Source organism: Steroidobacter sp., from assembly GCF_016790065.1.
GTDB lineage: Bacteria > Pseudomonadota > Gammaproteobacteria > Steroidobacterales > Steroidobacteraceae > Steroidobacter.
Genome location: NZ_JAEUPY010000237.1, coordinates 1 through 16980 on the forward strand (window position 1 = coordinate 1; position 16980 = coordinate 16980).

The window sequence follows — 16980 nt, forward strand, 5'->3', positions numbered from 1 at the left end:
GTGACTTAAAGTAACTTCTCAGCTATCGCTCGCCGTTGTTGTTGCTCGATCGATCGACCTGATCCTTGGCGCCATCAGCGGCTAACCCATTCGGGAGTCAGTTGAATGAGCAGCGCCTGGGAGAATTTTTTCGCCGCCACGGTCGTGCTTGCGTCCGCCGGACCGATCAAGCACCGCCTCACGGAGGCGTTTCGCGAGCACCTCGCCGATCTCGAGGAAGACGAGCTGCCGCGCGAAATCCGCGACGAATTCACTTCTCTGTCCACTACCCTGTCTAGCGTCCGCCCGATGCGGGGCGAGAACGCCGTCCAAGCCACGGTTCGCAAGATGTCCGATTCGGAAGCCGGTGATTGCGCCGTCCGCATCGTCGGCATGTTGGGCGTGCTGGCCCGCCTCCAGGCGGCGCAGCGAGCACCCAAGCTGCGCGCTGTCGGCGAGGATTGAGCGCCCTAGTCGAGTTTGAACTCGATAGTGTCCCAGCGGGCCGTGTCCTCGTGACGAGCCTGCCGGCGGATTGCGTCCGCGATGGTGCGCTCGTTCCATTCGATGATTTCATCGCCGAGCGCTTCCAGCTGTACCGGCACCTTTTCCTTGATGCCGAACTTTTCCAGCACGATCACCGGCTTCTCCAGCCCCTTGGCGCAATTCAGCTGGAAGTCCAGCAGTTCCCGGTGCCGCACGTACAACGCGGCTGGAACGATCACCACCTCCGCCAAGTTGATCTGCTTGCGTAGCTCTTCCTTCATGGCCTCGCGCGAACTGGTAGCGAAGTCCGGATTGCTACAGTTGCGATAGTAGAAGTTGTGCGAACTCTCCAAGTACTCGAACACCCGGTGATAATCGTCCGAGGGCTCGAACGCGTGACTGACGAACAGCCGCACCGGATCGTGTTGAGAAATGCTGCCCACTTACCTGGTCCCCGCCGCGATGGAGGGGCCATTCTAATCCATAATGCTGCTGTAGAATGCGGCGCCGCCGTGTCGCTCCCTGGCACGCGGTCCATGCCGACGATTTGACCAACGCCAACAATGCGCTTCGTCCTGTACAACATCCGGTACGCCACCGGTTTCGGCCCGGCCTTCCACCTGCCGGTGCCCGGCGCAGGCTACTTGCGCAGTAATACGCGCGTGCTGAACGGCATCACCGACTGGCTCAAGTCGTTGGATCCGGATCTGGTCGGGCTGATCGAAATCGACACCGGCTCGATTCGCTCCGGCCTGGTGAATCAGGCCAAGCAGATCGCCGACTCGCTGGGCCATTACTCGACCTACCAGTGCAAGTACGGCACCTCGTCCATCAATCAGCTCATGCCCATCGTGCGCAAGCAGGGCAACGCGTTTCTGGCGGCGCCCCGGGTCGAAGGCGAGCGCTTCCATTATTTCGAAACCGGCATCAAGCGGCTGATCATCGAGCTGGAGCTGGAGGAATGCGCCATTTTCCTGGTGCACCTGTCGCTGAAGTTCCGCCATCGCCATGATCAGCTGCGCCACCTGCACGAGTTGGTGAAGCGCGCCAGCAAGCCGGTGATCGTGGCCGGCGACTTCAATACTTTCTGGGGCGATCACGAGATCTATCTGTTCATGGAAGCCTCGGGCCTGAAGAGCGCCAACCGCCTCGGCCTGCCCTCCTACCCCAGCAACAAACCGCGCAAGGAGCTGGACTTCGTGCTGTATTCCAACGGCATCGAAGTGACCCATTTCGACGTGCCGGACGTGCGCTTCTCCGACCACCGGCCGCTGATCTGCGATTTCAATATTCGTCCGCGAAGCTGAACCTGAATAACAAACTGCGGGAGTCGCCATGAGCCATTGGCGTTTGGAAACCACGGCCGACGGGGTTGCCTGGCTGGTCATCGACAAGACCGACGCGGCGGTGAACAGCCTGTCGCGCGAGGTGATGGAAGAGCTCGACGGCATCCTCACTGGCTTGACTCGCTCGCCGCCCAAAGCGCTGATCGTCGCCTCCAACAAGAAGGGCTTCATTGCCGGCGCCGACATCAAGGGCTTCGTCGGCATCGAATCGCCGGACGCCGCTTACCAGATGATTCGCCAGGGACAGCTGGTCATCGACAAGCTCGCGGCACTCCGCTGCGTCACTGTGGCGGCGATCAACGGATTCGCATTGGGCGGTGGCCTGGAAGTCGCGCTGGCCTGTCGTTATCGCGTGGCCGCCGACGATCCCTCGGTCACTCTCGGCTTTCCGGAGGTGCAGCTCGGCGTGCATCCCGGCCTCGGCGGCACGGTACGAGCCGTGCAACTCGCCGGCCCGATTGCCGCGATGGATCTGATGCTCACCGGTCGGCACATTCGTCCGAAACAGGCGTTGCAGATGGGGCTGGTCGACAAGCTCGCGCCGGCTGCACAGCTGCATGAAGTAGCTCGCGAAGTCGCGTTGCATCCGCCGCCGGTGAAGACGCCGTCGCTCAAGAACCGCTTGCTGAACCTGGGCTTGGTGCGCCCGATTCTCGCTGGCCAGATGCGTTCGCAAGTCGCGAAACGCGTGCGTCCGGATCATTACCCAGCGCCGTACAAGTTGATCGAGCTGTGGCAGGAGTACGGCAGCTCCGGCGAACGCGCTTACGAAGCTGAAGCGCGCTCCATGGCCACGTTGTTGTGTACGCCGACGTCGCGCAATCTGGTGCGCGTGTTCTTCCTGCAAGAGCGATTGAAGTCTGCAGGCAAGAGCACTGGCGAGCCGATGAAACACGTGCACGTCGTTGGCGCGGGCGTCATGGGTGGAGATATCGCGACCTGGTGCGCGGCCCGTGGTCTCACCGTGACGCTGCAAGATCGCGAAGAAAAATACGTCGCGCCGGCGATGGAACGCGCTCGGAAATTTTTCGAGAAACGTTACCCGGATCAAGCCAAGCGCGACGAAGCGCTCCGCCGTCTCAAAGCCGACGTCGCTGGCGCCGGTGTGCCGCAAGCCGATTTGGTGATTGAAGCCATCTTCGAAAACCTCGACGCCAAGCGCGAGTTGTACGCGCGCCTCGAGCCGCAACTCAAACCGAATGCCGTGCTCGCGACCAACACGTCCAGCATCGTGCTCGAACAACTCGCCGAGAAACTGGCGCAACCTGAGCGACTCATCGGCCTGCACTTTTTCAATCCCGTGGCTCGGATGCCGCTGGTCGAAGTGATTCAGGCTGCCAACACCGATGCCAAACAGATACAGGCGGGTCTCGGTTTCGCGCGCCAGATCGACAAGCTCGCGATTCCCTGCCAGAGCGCGCCGGGCTTTCTGGTGAATCGAGTATTGATGCCGTATCTGAGCGAAGCCGTGCGCGCTGCTCAAGAAGGCATTCCGCTGGCGCTGATCGATCGAGCCGCCGAAGAATTCGGCATGCCCATGAGCCCCATCGAGTTGGCCGACGTGGTCGGGCTCGATGTGGTGATGAGCGTGGGCAAAGTGTTTTTCGAAAGCGGCGCCGAAGTGCCGCCGGTGCTGGCGACGCGTTACGCCGCCAAGAAATTCGGTAAGAAGACCGGCGAAGGCTTCTATGTCTGGCAGGACGATAAGCCGCAGAAGCCGCCCTATACCGGCCAGTCCGCGCCCGACGATTTACAGGATCGGCTGCTGTTACCGCTGGTGAATGAAGCAGTGGCGGTGTTGCGGCAACGCATTGTCGAAGATGCGGATTTGATCGACGCGGGCGTGATCTTCGGCGCCGGATTCGCGCCATTCCGTGGCGGGCCGCTGCAATACGCCCGTGCTCGCGGCGTCGATGCCATCATCGCGCGCCTACAAGAGCTGCAAAGCGTGCATGGTGAGCGGTTTGCCCCCGACGCAGGGTGGGATCTACTGCGTTAATCACGCTTTCGGCGCACTTCCTTACCGTAAAATCGGCTGTGTTACCATCCGTTCCGCTCGCTTGGACCCGTGGCGCCGCTCGCCGCGTTGCCCGGGCAACCAATCCCTTCGCCCTTGGAGACACATGGAGAGCAAGCCGCTCGATCTTGGCCTGCTTCGGTCATTTTCCCCGCTCGACGGATTGAAGTCCGAGAACCTGCAGACGCTGGCGCGTAAGACCGTGCTGCGCGACCTGCCTGTGGGGCGCGTGCTCTTCAAAGAGGGTGACAGCGACAAGCGTACGTATTACCTGGTCAGCGGCGTGCTCGAGCTGATCCGGGAAGATCGCACCGTGACCGTGCTCCGAGGCGGCTCGCCCGAAGCTCGCAATCCCATCGCCCCGTTCACGCCGCGCCGCTATACCGCGCGTGCCGTGTCCGATCGCGTCGAGTTCATCGCTCTGGACAGCGACATGCTGGACATGATGCTCACCTGGGACCAGACCGGTTCCTACGAAGTCAGCGAATTGAGCTCGACCCAGGGCGAACAGGCGCCGGCCGCGAGCGACGATTGGATGACGACGCTGTTACAAACCAAGGCATTCCATCGCATTCCGCCGGCCAACATCCAGGCGATTTTCATGCGCATGCAACGCCTCGACGCCAAGGCCGGCGACGTCATCATCAAGCAAGGTGACGACGGCGATTACTTCTACGTGATCGTCAAAGGCAAATGTTTGGTGACGCGCGAAACGCCGCTCAACAAAGCCGGCATCAAACTCGCCGAGCTGGGCATGGGCGACACCTTCGGCGAAGAAGCGTTGATCGCCGATGCCAAGCGCAACGCCAACATCACCATGCTCACCGATGGCGCGTTGATGCGCCTGGCGAAGGACGACTTCCGCAAACTGCTCAACGAGCCCATGTTGAATTGGGTGGACTTCGAGCAGGGCAAAGAGATCGTCGCCCAAGGCGGCAAATGGCTGGACGTGCGCCTGCCCAGCGAGTTCGAAAACTTCCACATGGAAGGCGCGCTCAACCTGCCGCTGTATTTCATCCGGCTGAAACTGAAAACGCTCGATCCGAATTTGCACTACGTGGTGGTGTGCGACACCGGCCGTCGCAGCTCCGCCGCGGCCTATATCCTGGCCGAGCGGGATTTGAATGCGTCGGTGTTGAAGGGCGGCCTGAGCGCCTCCGACGTCAAGAAATAACGCTCTGCTTGCGAAACTCGCGGTCGCCTGCAACCTGAGGTGACATACGCACGTCGATAACCTTGGACGGCGTCCTCCGATGCCGTGCGTGGGCCCGTCGCATGCGATTTCTGCCTGTCATCTGGTCTGGGCTGTGGCGTAAACCCGGCCGTAGCATCCTGATTTTCCTTCAGGTCAGCGTAGCTTTCGCGCTGTTCGGCGTATTGCAGGGAATGAAGTCGGGCGTCGAGCAACTGATCAGCCAGGCCCGCGCCGACCTGCTTCTGGTCCACAGCAGCCTGGGCTTCGTCGACTCCCTCCCCCTCGGCGCACTCGAGCAGATCCAAGCGGTGCCCGGCGTCAAAGTCGTCATCCCCGTGGAATTGTTCGGCGGCATGTACCAGAAGCCCACCCAGGGCATGGGCATCGTCGCGATCCGTCCGGACCAAGCCTGGCTTTCTGTATTTACCTACACAGTCGCTGCCGAGGACGTCGCTGCCTTCGAGAAGACCCGCACCGGCACGCTGGTGAGAAAAGCGCTGCTGGAGAAGTACGGCTGGAAAATCGGCGACCGGATTCCGCTCGTCACCAACGTGGCCAAGAGCGATGGCTCGATGGATTGGAGCTTCGACATCGTCGGCACCTACACCGACAGCGACGTCGCCGGTGGCACCGACGTCATCCTGATTCATTACGACAATTTCAATGAAGCTCGACTGGCCGGCAAGGGCAACGTCAATCACTTCAATGTCGCCATTGCCGAGCCGAGGCAAGCGGCGACGGTAGCGGATGCCATCGACCGGCGTTTCACCAATTCCTCGCACTCAACGCGTACCGAATCGTTGCGAGAGTTGGCGCAGCTGCAGATGCAATCCATCGGCGATCTGGGATTTCTGATTCGCGCCATCGTGGGCGCCGTGCTGGTCGCGCTGTTCTTTGCGACCACAACGATGATGATGCAATCGATCCGAGAGCGTACGCCGGAACTGGCGGTCCTCAAGACACTCGGTTTCTCGAACCACGCTTTGTTTCTGTTTGTGCTCGCAGAGGCTGCCGTCGTTTGCGTTGCCGCCGCGGCGTTTGGCTTGACGCTTGCCCTCCTCGCGTTTCCTTTTGCGTCCAGATTCGTGCCCGGCATTTCGATGCCCGCGCAAGTTGTCGCGCTCGGACTGGGATGTGCTTGTTTGGTGGCGCTGATCAGCGCAGCGGTGCCCGCGATTCGCGCTGCTCGATTGAACATCGTTGCGGCGTTGGCGAGCCGCTAGCCAACATGAACTTCCTCACATGAAATTTCTCCGAGAACTCCTCGCCGTACTCCGCGTAAATCTGTCTGGAGTCCCGCACCGGATCGGATCCGCACTCACCATCGTCGTCGGCGTGGCGTGTGCCGTTGGTGCGTTGGTCTCAATGCTTGCAATGGGAACGGGAGCCCGCGAACAGCAAGTGGCCAACGTCCGTCCCGACCGCGTCGTGCTGACCACTCAAGGCACGGGGCCAGCCCAAGGCAACATCACCAAGCAGGAAGCCGCTGTCATTCTCGGCTTGCCTGGAGTGCGAAGAGATGCGGCGGGCGCGCCAATCGTCGTGTTCCAGTCGATGGTGCAGATCGAGGGCCGTCGTCGCGCGACCGGCAATCGGATCTACTTTCCGCTCGTAGGAGTCACGGCTGCGATCACTGACTTCGCGCCCGAGCTGCGCTTCACCGCTGGACGAACCTTCAAGTCAGGACTACCGGAACTGATCGCGAGCAACGCCTGCAATCGCCAGTTCGCCGGCTTCGAGCTCGGCGATCAGCGCTCGCTGCGCGGCGGTGATTGGTCTGTAGTCGGCCACTTCGATCAGGGCCCCGCTCAGGATTGCACCGTGTACGCCGATGCAGAAACTCTGATGAGCGCGTTCGGTCGCACTACTTACTCGTCAGCTGCATTGATGCTGCAGTCACCGGCGGACTTCGATGCACTGAGGACGGCTGTCAGCACCGATCCACGACTAAAGCTCGATGTCCGGCGCGAGCAGGACGCGATCCAAGATGCCTTCAAACCGCTGAACGCCATCCTTAACTTCGTCAGTTATTTCATCGGCGCCATCATGGCGATCGGTGCCACGCTGGGCGCGGTCAATTCACTCTATGCGATGGTGGATTCGCGCCAGCGAGAGATCGGCACTTTGCGAGCGATCGGCTTCAACCGCGGTCCGGTGATCGCCGCAGTGCTGCTGGAGTCGATGTTGTTGTCGTTACCAGGAGCTTTGCTGGGGAGCGGGCTCGCCTGGTTGCTGTTCAATGGACTCGCCGCCAGCCCTTTCGGTTACAGCTTTCAGCTGTCGGTGACGTTTTCGCTGGCCTTGCTCGGCACCCAATGGGCGTTGGCGATGGGATTGTTGGGCGGACTGCTGCCCGCGTTGCGAGCGGCCCGTATGCCGGTGGTAACCGCGCTCCGGGCGCTTTGAGTTACATCGCCAGTTACATGGTATGGGTCGGCTTGTCGCCGCCCAAGGCACCGGCCAAGTAGCTCTCGATCTTGCGCTGAGTGTTGCCGCGATCCTGCTCGCTGAACTGCACGCCGATGCCGGCAGTGCGTTTGCCCTGCGCACCCTTGGGCGTCATCCAGATCACGCGACCGGCGACGGGCAACTTCTCGTCCTCGCCCATCAGGTTCAGCAGCATGAACACTTCATCGCCGAGCCGATAATTGCTGTTGGTGGGAATGAACAGGCCGCCGTTCTTCACGAACGGCATATAGGCCAGGTACAAGGCGCTCTTGTCCTTGATTGTCAAAGTCAGCAAACCGGGCTTGCTGCTGGGTTGACGCATAACCATGCGGATCTATTTCCGGCCGGCCGTTGATGAATTCTTTAACTTGCGCGTGCCACTGGCGCGCCACCCCTGGATGAACCCGCGGGGGAGGACGCCAGCACTTCCAGCAGAGCGATCAGCCAGGACTCCACGGCCAGTTCGCGCTGGAGCGCGGTCCGGGCCAGTTGCGCTTTCAAAGCCCGGGTGCGGTCCACCATGCTGTACAACGCGCTTATGTTCAACGGCCGCGACGGGCTTGGCAAGTGCGCAGGTCCCCCTGGGAACGTGACCCGTTCGGCAGTTCCGGCAATCCCCGTCCGGGCCAGCGAGCACAGCCACAGATCCAGCCACACCAGGCGGTCGATGAGTGCATCCTTTTCCCATTCGGCAGCGACCTGGGTCACATCTGCATCGCCGCTCAGCAGGTCCTTGAGGGCCTTCTGCATGGACTGGTTCAGCCCTTCGAAGCGCCCGTCGGCGTATGCCAGGGCACGCAGCGGCGCGCCACCGCTGAATTCCAGCAGCGCCGGTGACACGGTCTTGCCCGACTCCTGCTGGAGCCACGCCATTGCGTCGGCAGTCGATGGGCGCGCGATGCTCAGCTTCTGACATCGGCTGCGCACCGTGGGCAACAGCCCCGATGGGCGCGACGTAATCAACACCAGCAAGCTGCCGCGCGAAGGCTCTTCAAGCGTCTTGAGCACGCTGTTCGCCGCGCCTGGCGTCATCTGATGGGCCGGCTCCAGGATGGCGACTTTGTAGCCTTGCCGGAAGCTGGTCTTGGACAGCTTTTCGCAAGCCGCGCGCACCTGATCCACCGACAGCGATTGTTTGTCTTCTTCCGGCGCGATCCAATGCAGATCCGGATGCGAGCCCGCTTTGATGAGTGCGCAGCTGGTGCACGCTCCGCACACGTCCAGCTTGCCATCCACGGACTTCTCACACAGCACGGCAGCGGCCAGCCACGCGGTGAACGAGCCTTTGCCCAGCCCCTCGGCGCCTTGCAGAAGAATGGCGTGCGGCAAGCGATTCGCCGTCCATGCCTGGCGCAGCTGAGCAATCGCGGCCGAATGCCACGGCAACAAGCGCGGGCTCGGCAACGGCTGCGGTTCGGGGGCTTCGTCTTTCTTGGCCATGGCTCGCTTTATAGCAGTCTTTCGGCGATCGCTTGCTGGATCGCTACCGTGACTGCCTCCAGGCTTTGCGTAGCATCGATCACAGCAAACCGCTGCGGTTCCTGGCGGGCGCGATCCAGATACGTCGCGCGAACTTTTTCGAAGAACTCACGGCGCTCTTGCTCGAATCGATCACTCGTTCCAGCCGCAGCGTTGCGAGCACTGGCACGGGCCGCGCTCACTTCGAGCGGCGCATCGAGCAGCAGCGTCAGGTCGGGGCGCAACGTCCCCTGCACCATCGTTTCCAACGTCGCGATGTTTTCCACCGGCAAGCTTCGGCCACCGCCTTGATAGGCGTAGGTCGCATCGGTGAAGCGATCGCAGATCACCCAAGCACCGCGCGCCAATGCCGGACGAATGACATTCTCGAGGTGTGTCGAGCGTGCCGCGAACATCAACAGCAACTCACACGTGCTGGGCATCGCTTCATCACTGGTTTCCAACAGCAACTCGCGGATTCGTTCGGCACGCCGCGTACCACCCGGCTCACGCGTGACCACCACTTCGACGCCACGTTCGGCGGCGAAGTCTCGCAGACGACCGATCTGCGTGGACTTGCCCACGCCCTCGCCGCCTTCGATGGTGATGAATTTTCCTGTGTTCATACCAGGGGGCTCATTTGCTCTTGGTCGCCGATCCCGAGTTTTCGCGCAGCTTCTGCAAGTAGCGTTTCACGGCGGCATTGTGCTCCGCCAGTGTGCGCGAGAAATAGTGACTGCCATCGCCATTGCCGGTCGCTACGAAGAACAACGCGCCAGTTTTGTCGGGGTTCACGGCCGCTCGAATGGAGTCGAGTCCGGGCAATGCAATGGGCGTCGGAGGCAAGCCGCCGCGTGTGTAGGTGTTGTACGGCGTATCGCGCAATAGATCTGAGCGACGAATGTTGCCGTCGTACGTTGCCATCATGCCGTAGATGACCGTCGGGTCGGTTTGCAAGCGCATGCCTTTACGCAAGCGCTCGATGAATACGCCGGCGATCTGCGGTCGCTCGGTGTCGAGTGCGGTTTCCTTCTCGATGATGGACGCCAGGATCAGCGCTTCGTAAGGCCCGGCCAACGGCAGATCCTTGGCGCGAGCTTCCCACACAGTCTTCAGCTCCTGCTGCATGCGTCGGAACGCCATGCCAAACAGCTCGATGTCGGTGGTGTTACGAGCGAAGCGATAGGTATCGGGAAAAAACTGGCCCTCGGGATGCACATCGGGCTGTCCCAACGCGCGCATGACGTCTTCACCACTGCGAGTCGCGTAGTCACTGCGAATCGACGGCGACTGCGCCATCGCTTTACGCATGTCCGCGAATGTGGAGCCTTCGATGAAAGTGATGCTGTGAAGGAGCACGTCGCCCGAGTTCAACACCTCCAGCAATTCGTTCGGCGTCAGCCCCGGCTTGAGTTGATACTCACCGGCCTTCAACGAATGATCGCGCTTGGTAACCCGAGCCCACGCCGTCCAGATCTGCGGCTGATCCAGCAAGTTCTGATCGTTGAGGCTGCTGGCCACGGTACGCAGCGAAGCGCCTTTGGGCACTTCGAACACTATCGGTGTGCTGAGGGCCGCGATGGGCGTTTGCAGCCAACGGTGTCCCCACCAGGCGAGCGCAGCCGCGCCGAGGATTCCCAGCAGTATCAACACACCGAACAGACGCAGCAGTGTTCGCATTACTACCGAGTTCCTTTAGGTGTCGCTCAGCGACAGGGCAGCGGCGAGACGCTCGGCCACGCCGGTCTCGCTCCATTGCAACGAATCGAGCGCCGCGACCGATCGGATGCCGCGCACCGCGTTGGTGATGAAAATTTCGCTGGCCGCCTGCAAATCGTCCGGCCACAGCGGTTCTTCGGTCACCGGCAATCCAAGCCGGGCGGCCGCTTTGAGCACTTGAGCTCGCATCACGCCTTGCACGCCGCAAAAGCGCAAATCAGGCGTGATCAACGCGCCGTCGCGCACGGCGAACACGTTGCCGGCGGTAGCACAAACCAACTCGCCTTCGGTGTCGAGCATCAAACCTTCGTCGGCTTCACCATCGCTCCACTCGCTTTGCGCCAGCACGTGTTCGAGCCGATTCAAATGTTTGATGCCGGCCAGCCGCGCGTTGCGCCCAAGCCGAATCTCACACCAGCGCAGCCGTAACGCGCCTTGCGAGACGTGATTCAGAGGATGCAGCGCTACGACGCGAGTGTTCGAAGCCGCGCTACCGGGACGATAGCCGCGCCCGCCTGAACCTCGCGTCACGATGATCTTGAGCACACCTCGCTCGGAGCCCTTGGTCACCTGGGCGATCTCATCGCGCAAGGTTCGCTCGTCGGGTGCCGCGATGCCGAGGCGCGAGCAACCGGTCGCCAAGCGACGCAGATGATCGTCCAGAAAGCGCACTTGGCCTTTGGCCAGCAACGCGGTCTCGAACAAGCCGTCGCCATACTGAAAGCCGCGATCGTCGGCGGGAATTTGGTTCGAGGCTTGACCGTTGATGAGCATGGCGAGCGTCATCGGCCGCCACCTTCGGTATCCGACTCCAACGCACGCAATACGCCTCGCGCCTTCGCCCGCGTCTCTGCCAACTCGCGCTCGGGAATCGAATCGGCAACGATGCCGGCGCCGGCGCGCAAGGTGAGCTGATCACCTGCAATTTCGAGCGAGCGAATCAAGATGTTGGTATCCATGCTGCCATCTCGATTCAAATAGCCGAACGCACCGGTGTACGCACCGCGGGCGGTGCCTTCCAGCTCGGCAATGATTTCCATGCACCGGACTTTGGGACAGCCAGTGATGGTGCCGCCGGGGAATACGGCTCGCAGCACCTCGCCCGGCGTCGCGCTCGGCCGCAGCTGACCGCTCACATTGGAAACAATGTGATGGACGTGCGCATACGACTCGATGGTCATGAACTCGTCGACCTTCACGGTGCCCGCTTCGCAGATTCGTCCCAGGTCATTGCGTTCCAGGTCGATCAGCATCACGTGCTCGGCGCGCTCCTTGGGGTGCGCGTGCAGCTCGCGAGCCAGATCGACATCGGCTGCAGCAGTCTGGCCTCGCGGCCGCGTGCCCGCAATGGGCCGGGTCGACACGCGCCCATCGCGCACCGAAACCAGCCGTTCTGGCGACGAGCTGACGACGCTGATGCCGTCGAGCTGAACGATGCCGCTGAAAGGCGCTGGATTGGTTTCGCGCAAGCGCTGATACAGATGTTGAGGCGTGACGCCGGCGGTCAACCGCGCTCGCCAGGCTCGTGAAAGATTCGCCTGGTAAATGTCGCCCGCGGCAATGTGTTCCAACGCCTGCGTAACGCTCGACAAGAATGTGCCAGGCTCGTCTTCGGTCACACCGCCAGTTACCAACGGCACCTTCGGCGCGGCCAAGGGCGGCACATTCGCGAGATCGCTCGCCATTTGAGCCAGCAGTGGTTCGAACGCCGCCTCGGCCACCAGCCAGGAGTTGCCGCTGTTACGTTCGTGCACGATCGCCGCCGGCACTCGAATGGCCGAAGCAATCGGCCCAGCGCTCGGCGGCGGCAGTCGCAAGCGCGGCTCGATCTCGCCCGCAAGCTCGTAACCCAGATACAGCAGCCAGCCGCCAACGAACGGCAGCCCATGAGTGTCGATCGATTCAGTGCGTTCGGATTGCCACCAGCGATCCAGCGCCGAGAGAAATCCTTCTTCGCCGTCGCCGGTGCGAATGCTCAGCTTGCGATCACTCAGCAGCGACAGCCGTTGCTGTGGGTACGCGAACAGAATGTCGAAACGCGTGGCTGCATTGCCGGCCGCGGCGCTTTCAAGCAGCGCCGGGTAGCGATCGGGAAACGCGGAATGCAGAGCCAGGAGCGCCGCAGGGTCGGCGCTGACCGGTTGTAACAGCGGCGCTCGTTGGATCGATACGCGCGTGGACGTCTCCGGGCCGCTCATGAGATCCCTGCCGGGATCTCAGTCGAGCTTTTTGAAGATCAAGCTGCCGTTGGTGCCGCCGAAGCCGAACGAATTCGACAGCGCCACATTGATCGGCATCTGGCGCGCCACTTTCGGCACGTAGTCCAGATCGCAACCCTCGCCCGGGTTGTCCAGATTGATGGTCGGCGGCGCGACCTGATCGCGAATGGCCAGAATGGAGAAGATCGCTTCGACCACACCGGCGGCGCCAAGCAAATGCCCGGTCATCGACTTGGTGGAGCTGACAGCGAGCTTGCTGGAGTGATCGCCGAACGCACGCTTCATCGCAATGGTTTCGGCGCGATCGCCGAGCTCAGTCGAAGTCGCGTGCGCGTTGATGTACTGCAAGTCGCTCGCGTTGAGCTGTGCATCCTTCATCGCATTGGACATCGCGAGCCGCGCGCCCTCACCGTCTTCCGGCGGAGCAGTCATGTGATGAGCGTCGCCGCTCATGCCGAAGCCGACCAGCTCTGCGTAAATGCGAGCGCCGCGCGCCTTGGCGTGTTCGTACTCTTCGAGCACGACCGAGCCGGCGCCATCGGACAGCACGAAGCCGTCGCGATCTTTGTCCCACGGACGGCTGGCGGCCTTCGGATCGTCATTGCGAGTCGACAACGCACGCGCTTGGCAGAAGCTGCCGAGGCCCAGCGGCGTGGTCGCCATTTCACCGGCGCCGGCGATCATCACATCGGCGTCGCCGTACTGGATCAAACGCATCGCCAAACCGATGGCATGCGTCGACGTGGTACAGGCAGTGACCGTGGCGATGTTCGGCCCGGTGAGTTTGAAATCGATGGAAACGTGGCCGGAGATCATATTGATGATGCTGCCGGGCACGAAGAATGGAGAGATGCGCTTCGGGCTCTTGGTCTCCATCCACTTGGTGTGATTCTCCTCGATGGTGTCGAGACCACCGATGCCAGCGCCCATTGCCACGCCGATCCGCGAGGCGTTCTCGGGCGTCACGACGATGCCCGAATCCCTGAAGGCGTCCGCTGCGGCGGCATAGCCGTAGTGCATGAACGGATCCATGTTCCGCAGCCGCTTGGCCGGCAAATACTTCTCCGCATCGAAGTCCGCCACCGCGCCGTGAAAGCGCACGGGAAATGCGCTCGCATCGAAGCGAGTGATCGGCACGATGCCGCTATTACCCTCGAGCACGTTGCGCCACGCCGAGTCGATGGTGCTGCCGACGGGTGAAACGATGCCAAGACCGGTGATGACGACGCGTCGCTTGGACAAGCGGTTACCTCTACGGGCGGAACTTGGAGGGCGATTGGCGGAAGACCGTGGACGAGTGCGGCCTTCCTTGATGCTTCAGCGATGGCGCCGTTGTGGCGCCTGCTGCTCGTGCGCGCGGCCGTTAGGCCTGATTGCGACGCTCGGTGATGTAATCGATCGCCTGCTGCACGGTGGTGATCTTTTCCGCATCCTCATCGGGGATCTCGGTTTCGAACTCCTCTTCCAGCGCCATGACCAACTCGACGGTGTCGAGAGAGTCCGCGCCCAGGTCGTCGACGAAGGAAGCGTCGTTGGTGACTTCTTCCTCTTTCACCCCCAATTGTTCGGCGACGATGGCTTTGACCTGCTGTTCAATACTGCTCATTTGTGTACGAGTCCTCTATGAGGTGCTTAAACCCTTCGCTCGAAACCGACCCTTTTTGTTCATGGGTGGGGTCGCACGGGGGGCGTATTCTAAGTTAGAAGCCCGGTGGGGCCAACATTTGCGAAACTTTGACTGACTTGCGTTCCGGTCAGACCATGTACATGCCGCCGTTGACGTGCAGGGTCTCGCCGGTGATATAGCCTGCCTGTGGCGACGCAAGAAACGCCACAGCATGGGCAATATCCTCGACAGAACCCAGTCGCCCCAGCGCAACTTGTGCAGCCAGCTGCTGTTGTTGCTCGGCGGGCAGCTTGGCGGTCATATCGGTGGCGATGAAGCCCGGCGCCACCACGTTCACGGTGATGCCGCGCGAGCCGACCTCCCGTGCCAGAGACTTGGAAAAGCCGATGATGCCGGCCTTGGCCGCGGCGTAATTGGTCTGTCCGGCGTTACCCATGACACCCACCACCGAGGCAATGCTGATGATGCGGCCCCGGCGTGCCTTCATCATGCCGCGCAGAACCGCTTTGGACAGCCGAAACACCGACGCCAGGTTGGTGTTCATGATGTCGTCCCACTCGTCCTGCTTCATTCTGAGCAGCAAGTTGTCGCGGGTAATTCCTGCATTGTTCACCAGGATGCTGAGCGCGCCTTCTTTGGCTTCGATGTCCTTCAGCACGGTCTCGGTGGCGCCGGCGTCGGCGACGTTCAACACCACACCGCGGCCCTTGTAATTTCCGGCAGCGAGCCAGTCGCTGATGCCTTGCGCGCCGGCTTCGCTAGTAGCCGTGCCGACGACCGTTGCACCATTGCGCGCCAATTGCTCGGCAATTGCGCGACCGATGCCACGTGACGCGCCGGTAACCAGCGCGATGTCCTGGGCCAGTGCCAGCTCGGTCATGACTGACTCCGACAGGCGGCCAGCGCCTGTTGCAACGACTCGGGATCCTCGATGGCGAGCATGCCGATGTCCTTGTTCTTGTCGACGCGGCGATTCAACCCAGTCAGCACCTTGCCGGGGCCGCATTCGACCAGCACTTTGGCGCCGCCGGCCAGAATGGCGCGCACGGTCTCGGTCCAGCGCACCGGCTTGACCAACTGTTGCACCAACGCCTGACGAATACTGTCCGGGCCCTGATGAGTCTTCACGTCGACCGTATAGATGTCGCGCACCTCGGGCTGCGCAAACTCGATGGCTTTCAATTTCTCCGCCAGGCGCTCACCGGCCGGCTGCATCAACGCGGTGTGCGAAGGCACGCTCACCGGCAACTTGATGGCGCGCTTGGCGCCTTTGGTCTTGAGCACTTCGATGGCGCGATCCACGGCTGCTGCCGAGCCCGCGATCACCACTTGCCCAGGCGAATTGAAGTTGGCGGCTTGCACGATTTCACCAGCCGCGCTGCTGCCTTGAGCTTCGGCACACGCCGCTTCGACATCAGCATCGTCGACGCCGAGGATGGCGGCCATCGCGCCCTGCCCGGCCGGCACCGCCGCCTGCATGGCTTGACCGCGAAACTGAACCAGCGCCACGGCGGTCTTGAAGTCCAACGCGCCCGAGCACACCAGTGCCGAATATTCGCCGAGGCTATGACCCGCCATCGCCGCCGGCAGCGGGCCGCCATGCTTGCGCCAGACGCGCCAGGTGGCGACACCGGCAGTCAGCATCGCCGGTTGGGTGCGCTCGGTGGCGCCCAGCAATTCTTCCGGACCCTGCTGGCACAGCTGCCACAGGTCGTAGCCGAGCACGGCCGACGCTTCGGCGAAGGTCTCCTGCACGATCGGCTCGGCCGCGGCCAGGGCCGTCAACATGCCGACCGACTGCGATCCCTGCCCGGGAAATACAAAGGCAAAAGTCATTGCGCTCCTAATCTGGTCGCACCCTACGAGCGAGTGCGGCGCGCGATTATAGCGATCAGGTTCCCGGCGGCTAGATCCTTGACTTTACGGCCACTTGCCTGTGGGCGTGCAACCACAGGATGAACGCGGCCAGCGCCCCGCCCAGCGCACCGTATAGATGCGCGTCCACAACGACCGCCAGATCGCCCGACAAGGGCAACGCCCCGTGCCACTGCTCCCAGGCCAGTTTGCCCACGAAAATCCCGCTTAAAAGCAGCGCCAGCCGTGGCGATTCGTGCCGCCACCAGGCCACCGCGCCAGCCGCCAGCGCGCCATGCAGAACGCCCGACAAACCCACATACCAGTCCAGCTGTGGCTGGTAAAACACAAGGCCGATATCGATCGCCAGCACGCTGAACAGCGCCACCAGCAGCCACTCGCGCCAGGAATAATCGTCGGGAAACAGCGCGGCGATCAGGCCCAGCCCGGCCGCGTTCAGCGCTAAATGCTGGCCACTGCCGTGGACCAGATGACCGGTCAGGAGCCGCCAGTATTCTCCCTGCAGCACCGCCTCGCGCTCATAGCGCAGCGCCAAGCGCCCACTTTCGCCAAGTAGCGACAACAGAACCAGCCCGAGCAACGACAGTCCAAGCAACCACACCCCGGGGCGG

Annotated in this window: 18 protein-coding genes; 6 read left to right on the top strand and 12 right to left on the bottom strand. The window is 62.1% G+C overall.

Annotated elements, in window-relative coordinates; genetic code table 11:
* The first annotated feature begins 105 nt into the window (after window positions 1–105).
* Window positions 106–444 (top strand): hypothetical protein, encoded by a 339-nt coding sequence (locus JNL55_RS10095; protein WP_293852614.1) that lies wholly within the window; start codon window positions 106–108, stop codon window positions 442–444.
* A gap of 5 nt (window positions 445–449) precedes the next feature.
* Here JNL55_RS10095 and JNL55_RS10100 read toward each other — a convergent pair whose 3' ends face one another.
* Window positions 450–908, bottom strand: a complete 459-nt coding sequence (locus JNL55_RS10100) for a hypothetical protein (RefSeq protein WP_293852616.1) — start codon at window positions 906–908, stop codon at window positions 450–452.
* Window positions 909–1028: 120 nt separating this feature from the next.
* Between JNL55_RS10100 and JNL55_RS10105 the strand changes: the two genes are divergently transcribed.
* From JNL55_RS10105 to JNL55_RS10125, 5 genes are all read left to right on the top strand, one after another.
* A complete protein-coding gene (locus tag JNL55_RS10105) occupies window positions 1029–1772 on the top strand; it encodes an endonuclease/exonuclease/phosphatase family protein (protein WP_293852618.1) in 744 nt (247 codons plus the stop codon).
* 28 nt (window positions 1773–1800) lie between these two features.
* Entirely contained in the window at window positions 1801–3810 is a 2010-nt protein-coding gene (locus tag JNL55_RS10110; RefSeq protein WP_293852620.1) for a 3-hydroxyacyl-CoA dehydrogenase NAD-binding domain-containing protein, read from the top strand.
* A 124-nt stretch (window positions 3811–3934) separates the two neighbouring features.
* Window positions 3935–5002, top strand: coding sequence for a cyclic nucleotide-binding domain-containing protein (locus JNL55_RS10115; RefSeq protein ID WP_293852622.1), 1068 nt, complete (start codon window positions 3935–3937; stop codon window positions 5000–5002).
* A 101-nt stretch (window positions 5003–5103) separates the two neighbouring features.
* Window positions 5104–6246 (top strand): ABC transporter permease, encoded by a 1143-nt coding sequence (locus tag JNL55_RS10120; protein WP_293852624.1) that lies wholly within the window; start codon window positions 5104–5106, stop codon window positions 6244–6246.
* Window positions 6247–6265: 19 nt separating this feature from the next.
* Window positions 6266–7429, top strand: coding sequence for an ABC transporter permease (locus JNL55_RS10125; RefSeq protein ID WP_293852626.1), 1164 nt, complete (start codon window positions 6266–6268; stop codon window positions 7427–7429).
* 13 nt (window positions 7430–7442) lie between these two features.
* On the opposite strand, the gene JNL55_RS10130 is transcribed toward JNL55_RS10125, so the two are convergent.
* The 11 genes from JNL55_RS10130 to rrtA form a co-directional block, all read right to left on the bottom strand.
* Window positions 7443–7793, bottom strand: a complete 351-nt coding sequence (locus tag JNL55_RS10130) for a PilZ domain-containing protein (RefSeq protein ID WP_129648570.1) — start codon at window positions 7791–7793, stop codon at window positions 7443–7445.
* 41 nt (window positions 7794–7834) lie between these two features.
* A complete protein-coding gene (holB, locus tag JNL55_RS10135; RefSeq protein ID WP_293852630.1) occupies window positions 7835–8911 on the bottom strand; it encodes a DNA polymerase III subunit delta' in 1077 nt (358 codons plus the stop codon).
* A gap of 8 nt (window positions 8912–8919) precedes the next feature.
* Window positions 8920–9555: a dTMP kinase gene (gene tmk, locus JNL55_RS10140; RefSeq protein ID WP_293852631.1), complete on the bottom strand. Its 636-nt coding sequence runs from the start codon at window positions 9553–9555 to the stop codon at window positions 8920–8922.
* 10 nt (window positions 9556–9565) lie between these two features.
* The gene (gene mltG / locus JNL55_RS10145) at window positions 9566–10609 is read right to left on the bottom strand and encodes an endolytic transglycosylase MltG (protein ID WP_293852633.1); all 1044 of its coding nucleotides are present in this window, start codon (window positions 10607–10609) and stop codon (window positions 9566–9568) included.
* Between the two features lie 15 nt (window positions 10610–10624).
* Window positions 10625–11434, bottom strand: coding sequence for an aminodeoxychorismate lyase (gene pabC, locus JNL55_RS10150; protein WP_293852635.1), 810 nt, complete (start codon window positions 11432–11434; stop codon window positions 10625–10627).
* The gene (locus tag JNL55_RS10155; RefSeq protein ID WP_293852637.1) at window positions 11431–12846 is read right to left on the bottom strand and encodes an aminodeoxychorismate synthase component I; all 1416 of its coding nucleotides are present in this window, start codon (window positions 12844–12846) and stop codon (window positions 11431–11433) included. The genes pabC and JNL55_RS10155 overlap by 4 nt, the downstream gene beginning before the upstream one ends.
* Window positions 12847–12864: 18 nt before the next feature.
* Window positions 12865–14109 carry a beta-ketoacyl-ACP synthase II gene (gene fabF / locus JNL55_RS10160; RefSeq protein WP_293852639.1) on the bottom strand — a complete coding sequence of 415 codons (1245 nt, stop codon included), beginning with the start codon at window positions 14107–14109 and terminating at the stop codon, window positions 12865–12867.
* A gap of 121 nt (window positions 14110–14230) precedes the next feature.
* Window positions 14231–14473 carry an acyl carrier protein gene (gene acpP / locus JNL55_RS10165; protein WP_066920125.1) on the bottom strand — a complete coding sequence of 81 codons (243 nt, stop codon included), beginning with the start codon at window positions 14471–14473 and terminating at the stop codon, window positions 14231–14233.
* 148 nt (window positions 14474–14621) lie between these two features.
* On the bottom strand, window positions 14622–15365 hold the full coding sequence (fabG, locus tag JNL55_RS10170) for a 3-oxoacyl-ACP reductase FabG (RefSeq protein WP_293852668.1): 744 nt from the start codon (window positions 15363–15365) through the stop codon (window positions 14622–14624).
* A gap of 5 nt (window positions 15366–15370) precedes the next feature.
* Entirely contained in the window at window positions 15371–16330 is a 960-nt protein-coding gene (gene fabD / locus JNL55_RS10175; protein ID WP_293852646.1) for an ACP S-malonyltransferase, read from the bottom strand.
* A 70-nt stretch (window positions 16331–16400) separates the two neighbouring features.
* Window positions 16401–16949 carry a rhombosortase gene (gene rrtA, locus JNL55_RS10180; RefSeq protein ID WP_293852648.1) on the bottom strand — a complete coding sequence of 183 codons (549 nt, stop codon included), beginning with the start codon at window positions 16947–16949 and terminating at the stop codon, window positions 16401–16403.
* Window positions 16950–16980 lie beyond the last annotated feature (31 nt).

Bases quoted from the DNA above. Each gene is read 5' to 3' on its own strand.
- pabC (WP_293852635.1), bottom strand. From the start codon at position 11,434: ATGACGCTCGCCATGCTCATCAACGGTCAAGCCTCGAACCAAATTCCC.
- JNL55_RS10155 (WP_293852637.1), bottom strand. From the start codon at position 12,846: ATGAGCGGCCCGGAGACGTCCACGCGCGTATCGATCCAACGAGCGCCG.
- JNL55_RS10125 (WP_293852626.1), top strand. From the start codon at position 6,266: ATGAAATTTCTCCGAGAACTCCTCGCCGTACTCCGCGTAAATCTGTCT.
- JNL55_RS10105 (WP_293852618.1), top strand. From the start codon at position 1,029: ATGCGCTTCGTCCTGTACAACATCCGGTACGCCACCGGTTTCGGCCCG.
- acpP (WP_066920125.1), bottom strand. From the start codon at position 14,473: ATGAGCAGTATTGAACAGCAGGTCAAAGCCATCGTCGCCGAACAATTG.
- JNL55_RS10115 (WP_293852622.1), top strand. From the start codon at position 3,935: ATGGAGAGCAAGCCGCTCGATCTTGGCCTGCTTCGGTCATTTTCCCCG.
- JNL55_RS10110 (WP_293852620.1), top strand. From the start codon at position 1,801: ATGAGCCATTGGCGTTTGGAAACCACGGCCGACGGGGTTGCCTGGCTG.
- tmk (WP_293852631.1), bottom strand. From the start codon at position 9,555: ATGAACACAGGAAAATTCATCACCATCGAAGGCGGCGAGGGCGTGGGC.
- holB (WP_293852630.1), bottom strand. From the start codon at position 8,911: ATGGCCAAGAAAGACGAAGCCCCCGAACCGCAGCCGTTGCCGAGCCCG.
- fabD (WP_293852646.1), bottom strand. From the start codon at position 16,330: ATGACTTTTGCCTTTGTATTTCCCGGGCAGGGATCGCAGTCGGTCGGC.
- mltG (WP_293852633.1), bottom strand. From the start codon at position 10,609: ATGCGAACACTGCTGCGTCTGTTCGGTGTGTTGATACTGCTGGGAATC.
- JNL55_RS10095 (WP_293852614.1), top strand. From the start codon at position 106: ATGAGCAGCGCCTGGGAGAATTTTTTCGCCGCCACGGTCGTGCTTGCG.
- JNL55_RS10120 (WP_293852624.1), top strand. From the start codon at position 5,104: ATGCGATTTCTGCCTGTCATCTGGTCTGGGCTGTGGCGTAAACCCGGC.
- JNL55_RS10130 (WP_129648570.1), bottom strand. From the start codon at position 7,793: ATGCGTCAACCCAGCAGCAAGCCCGGTTTGCTGACTTTGACAATCAAG.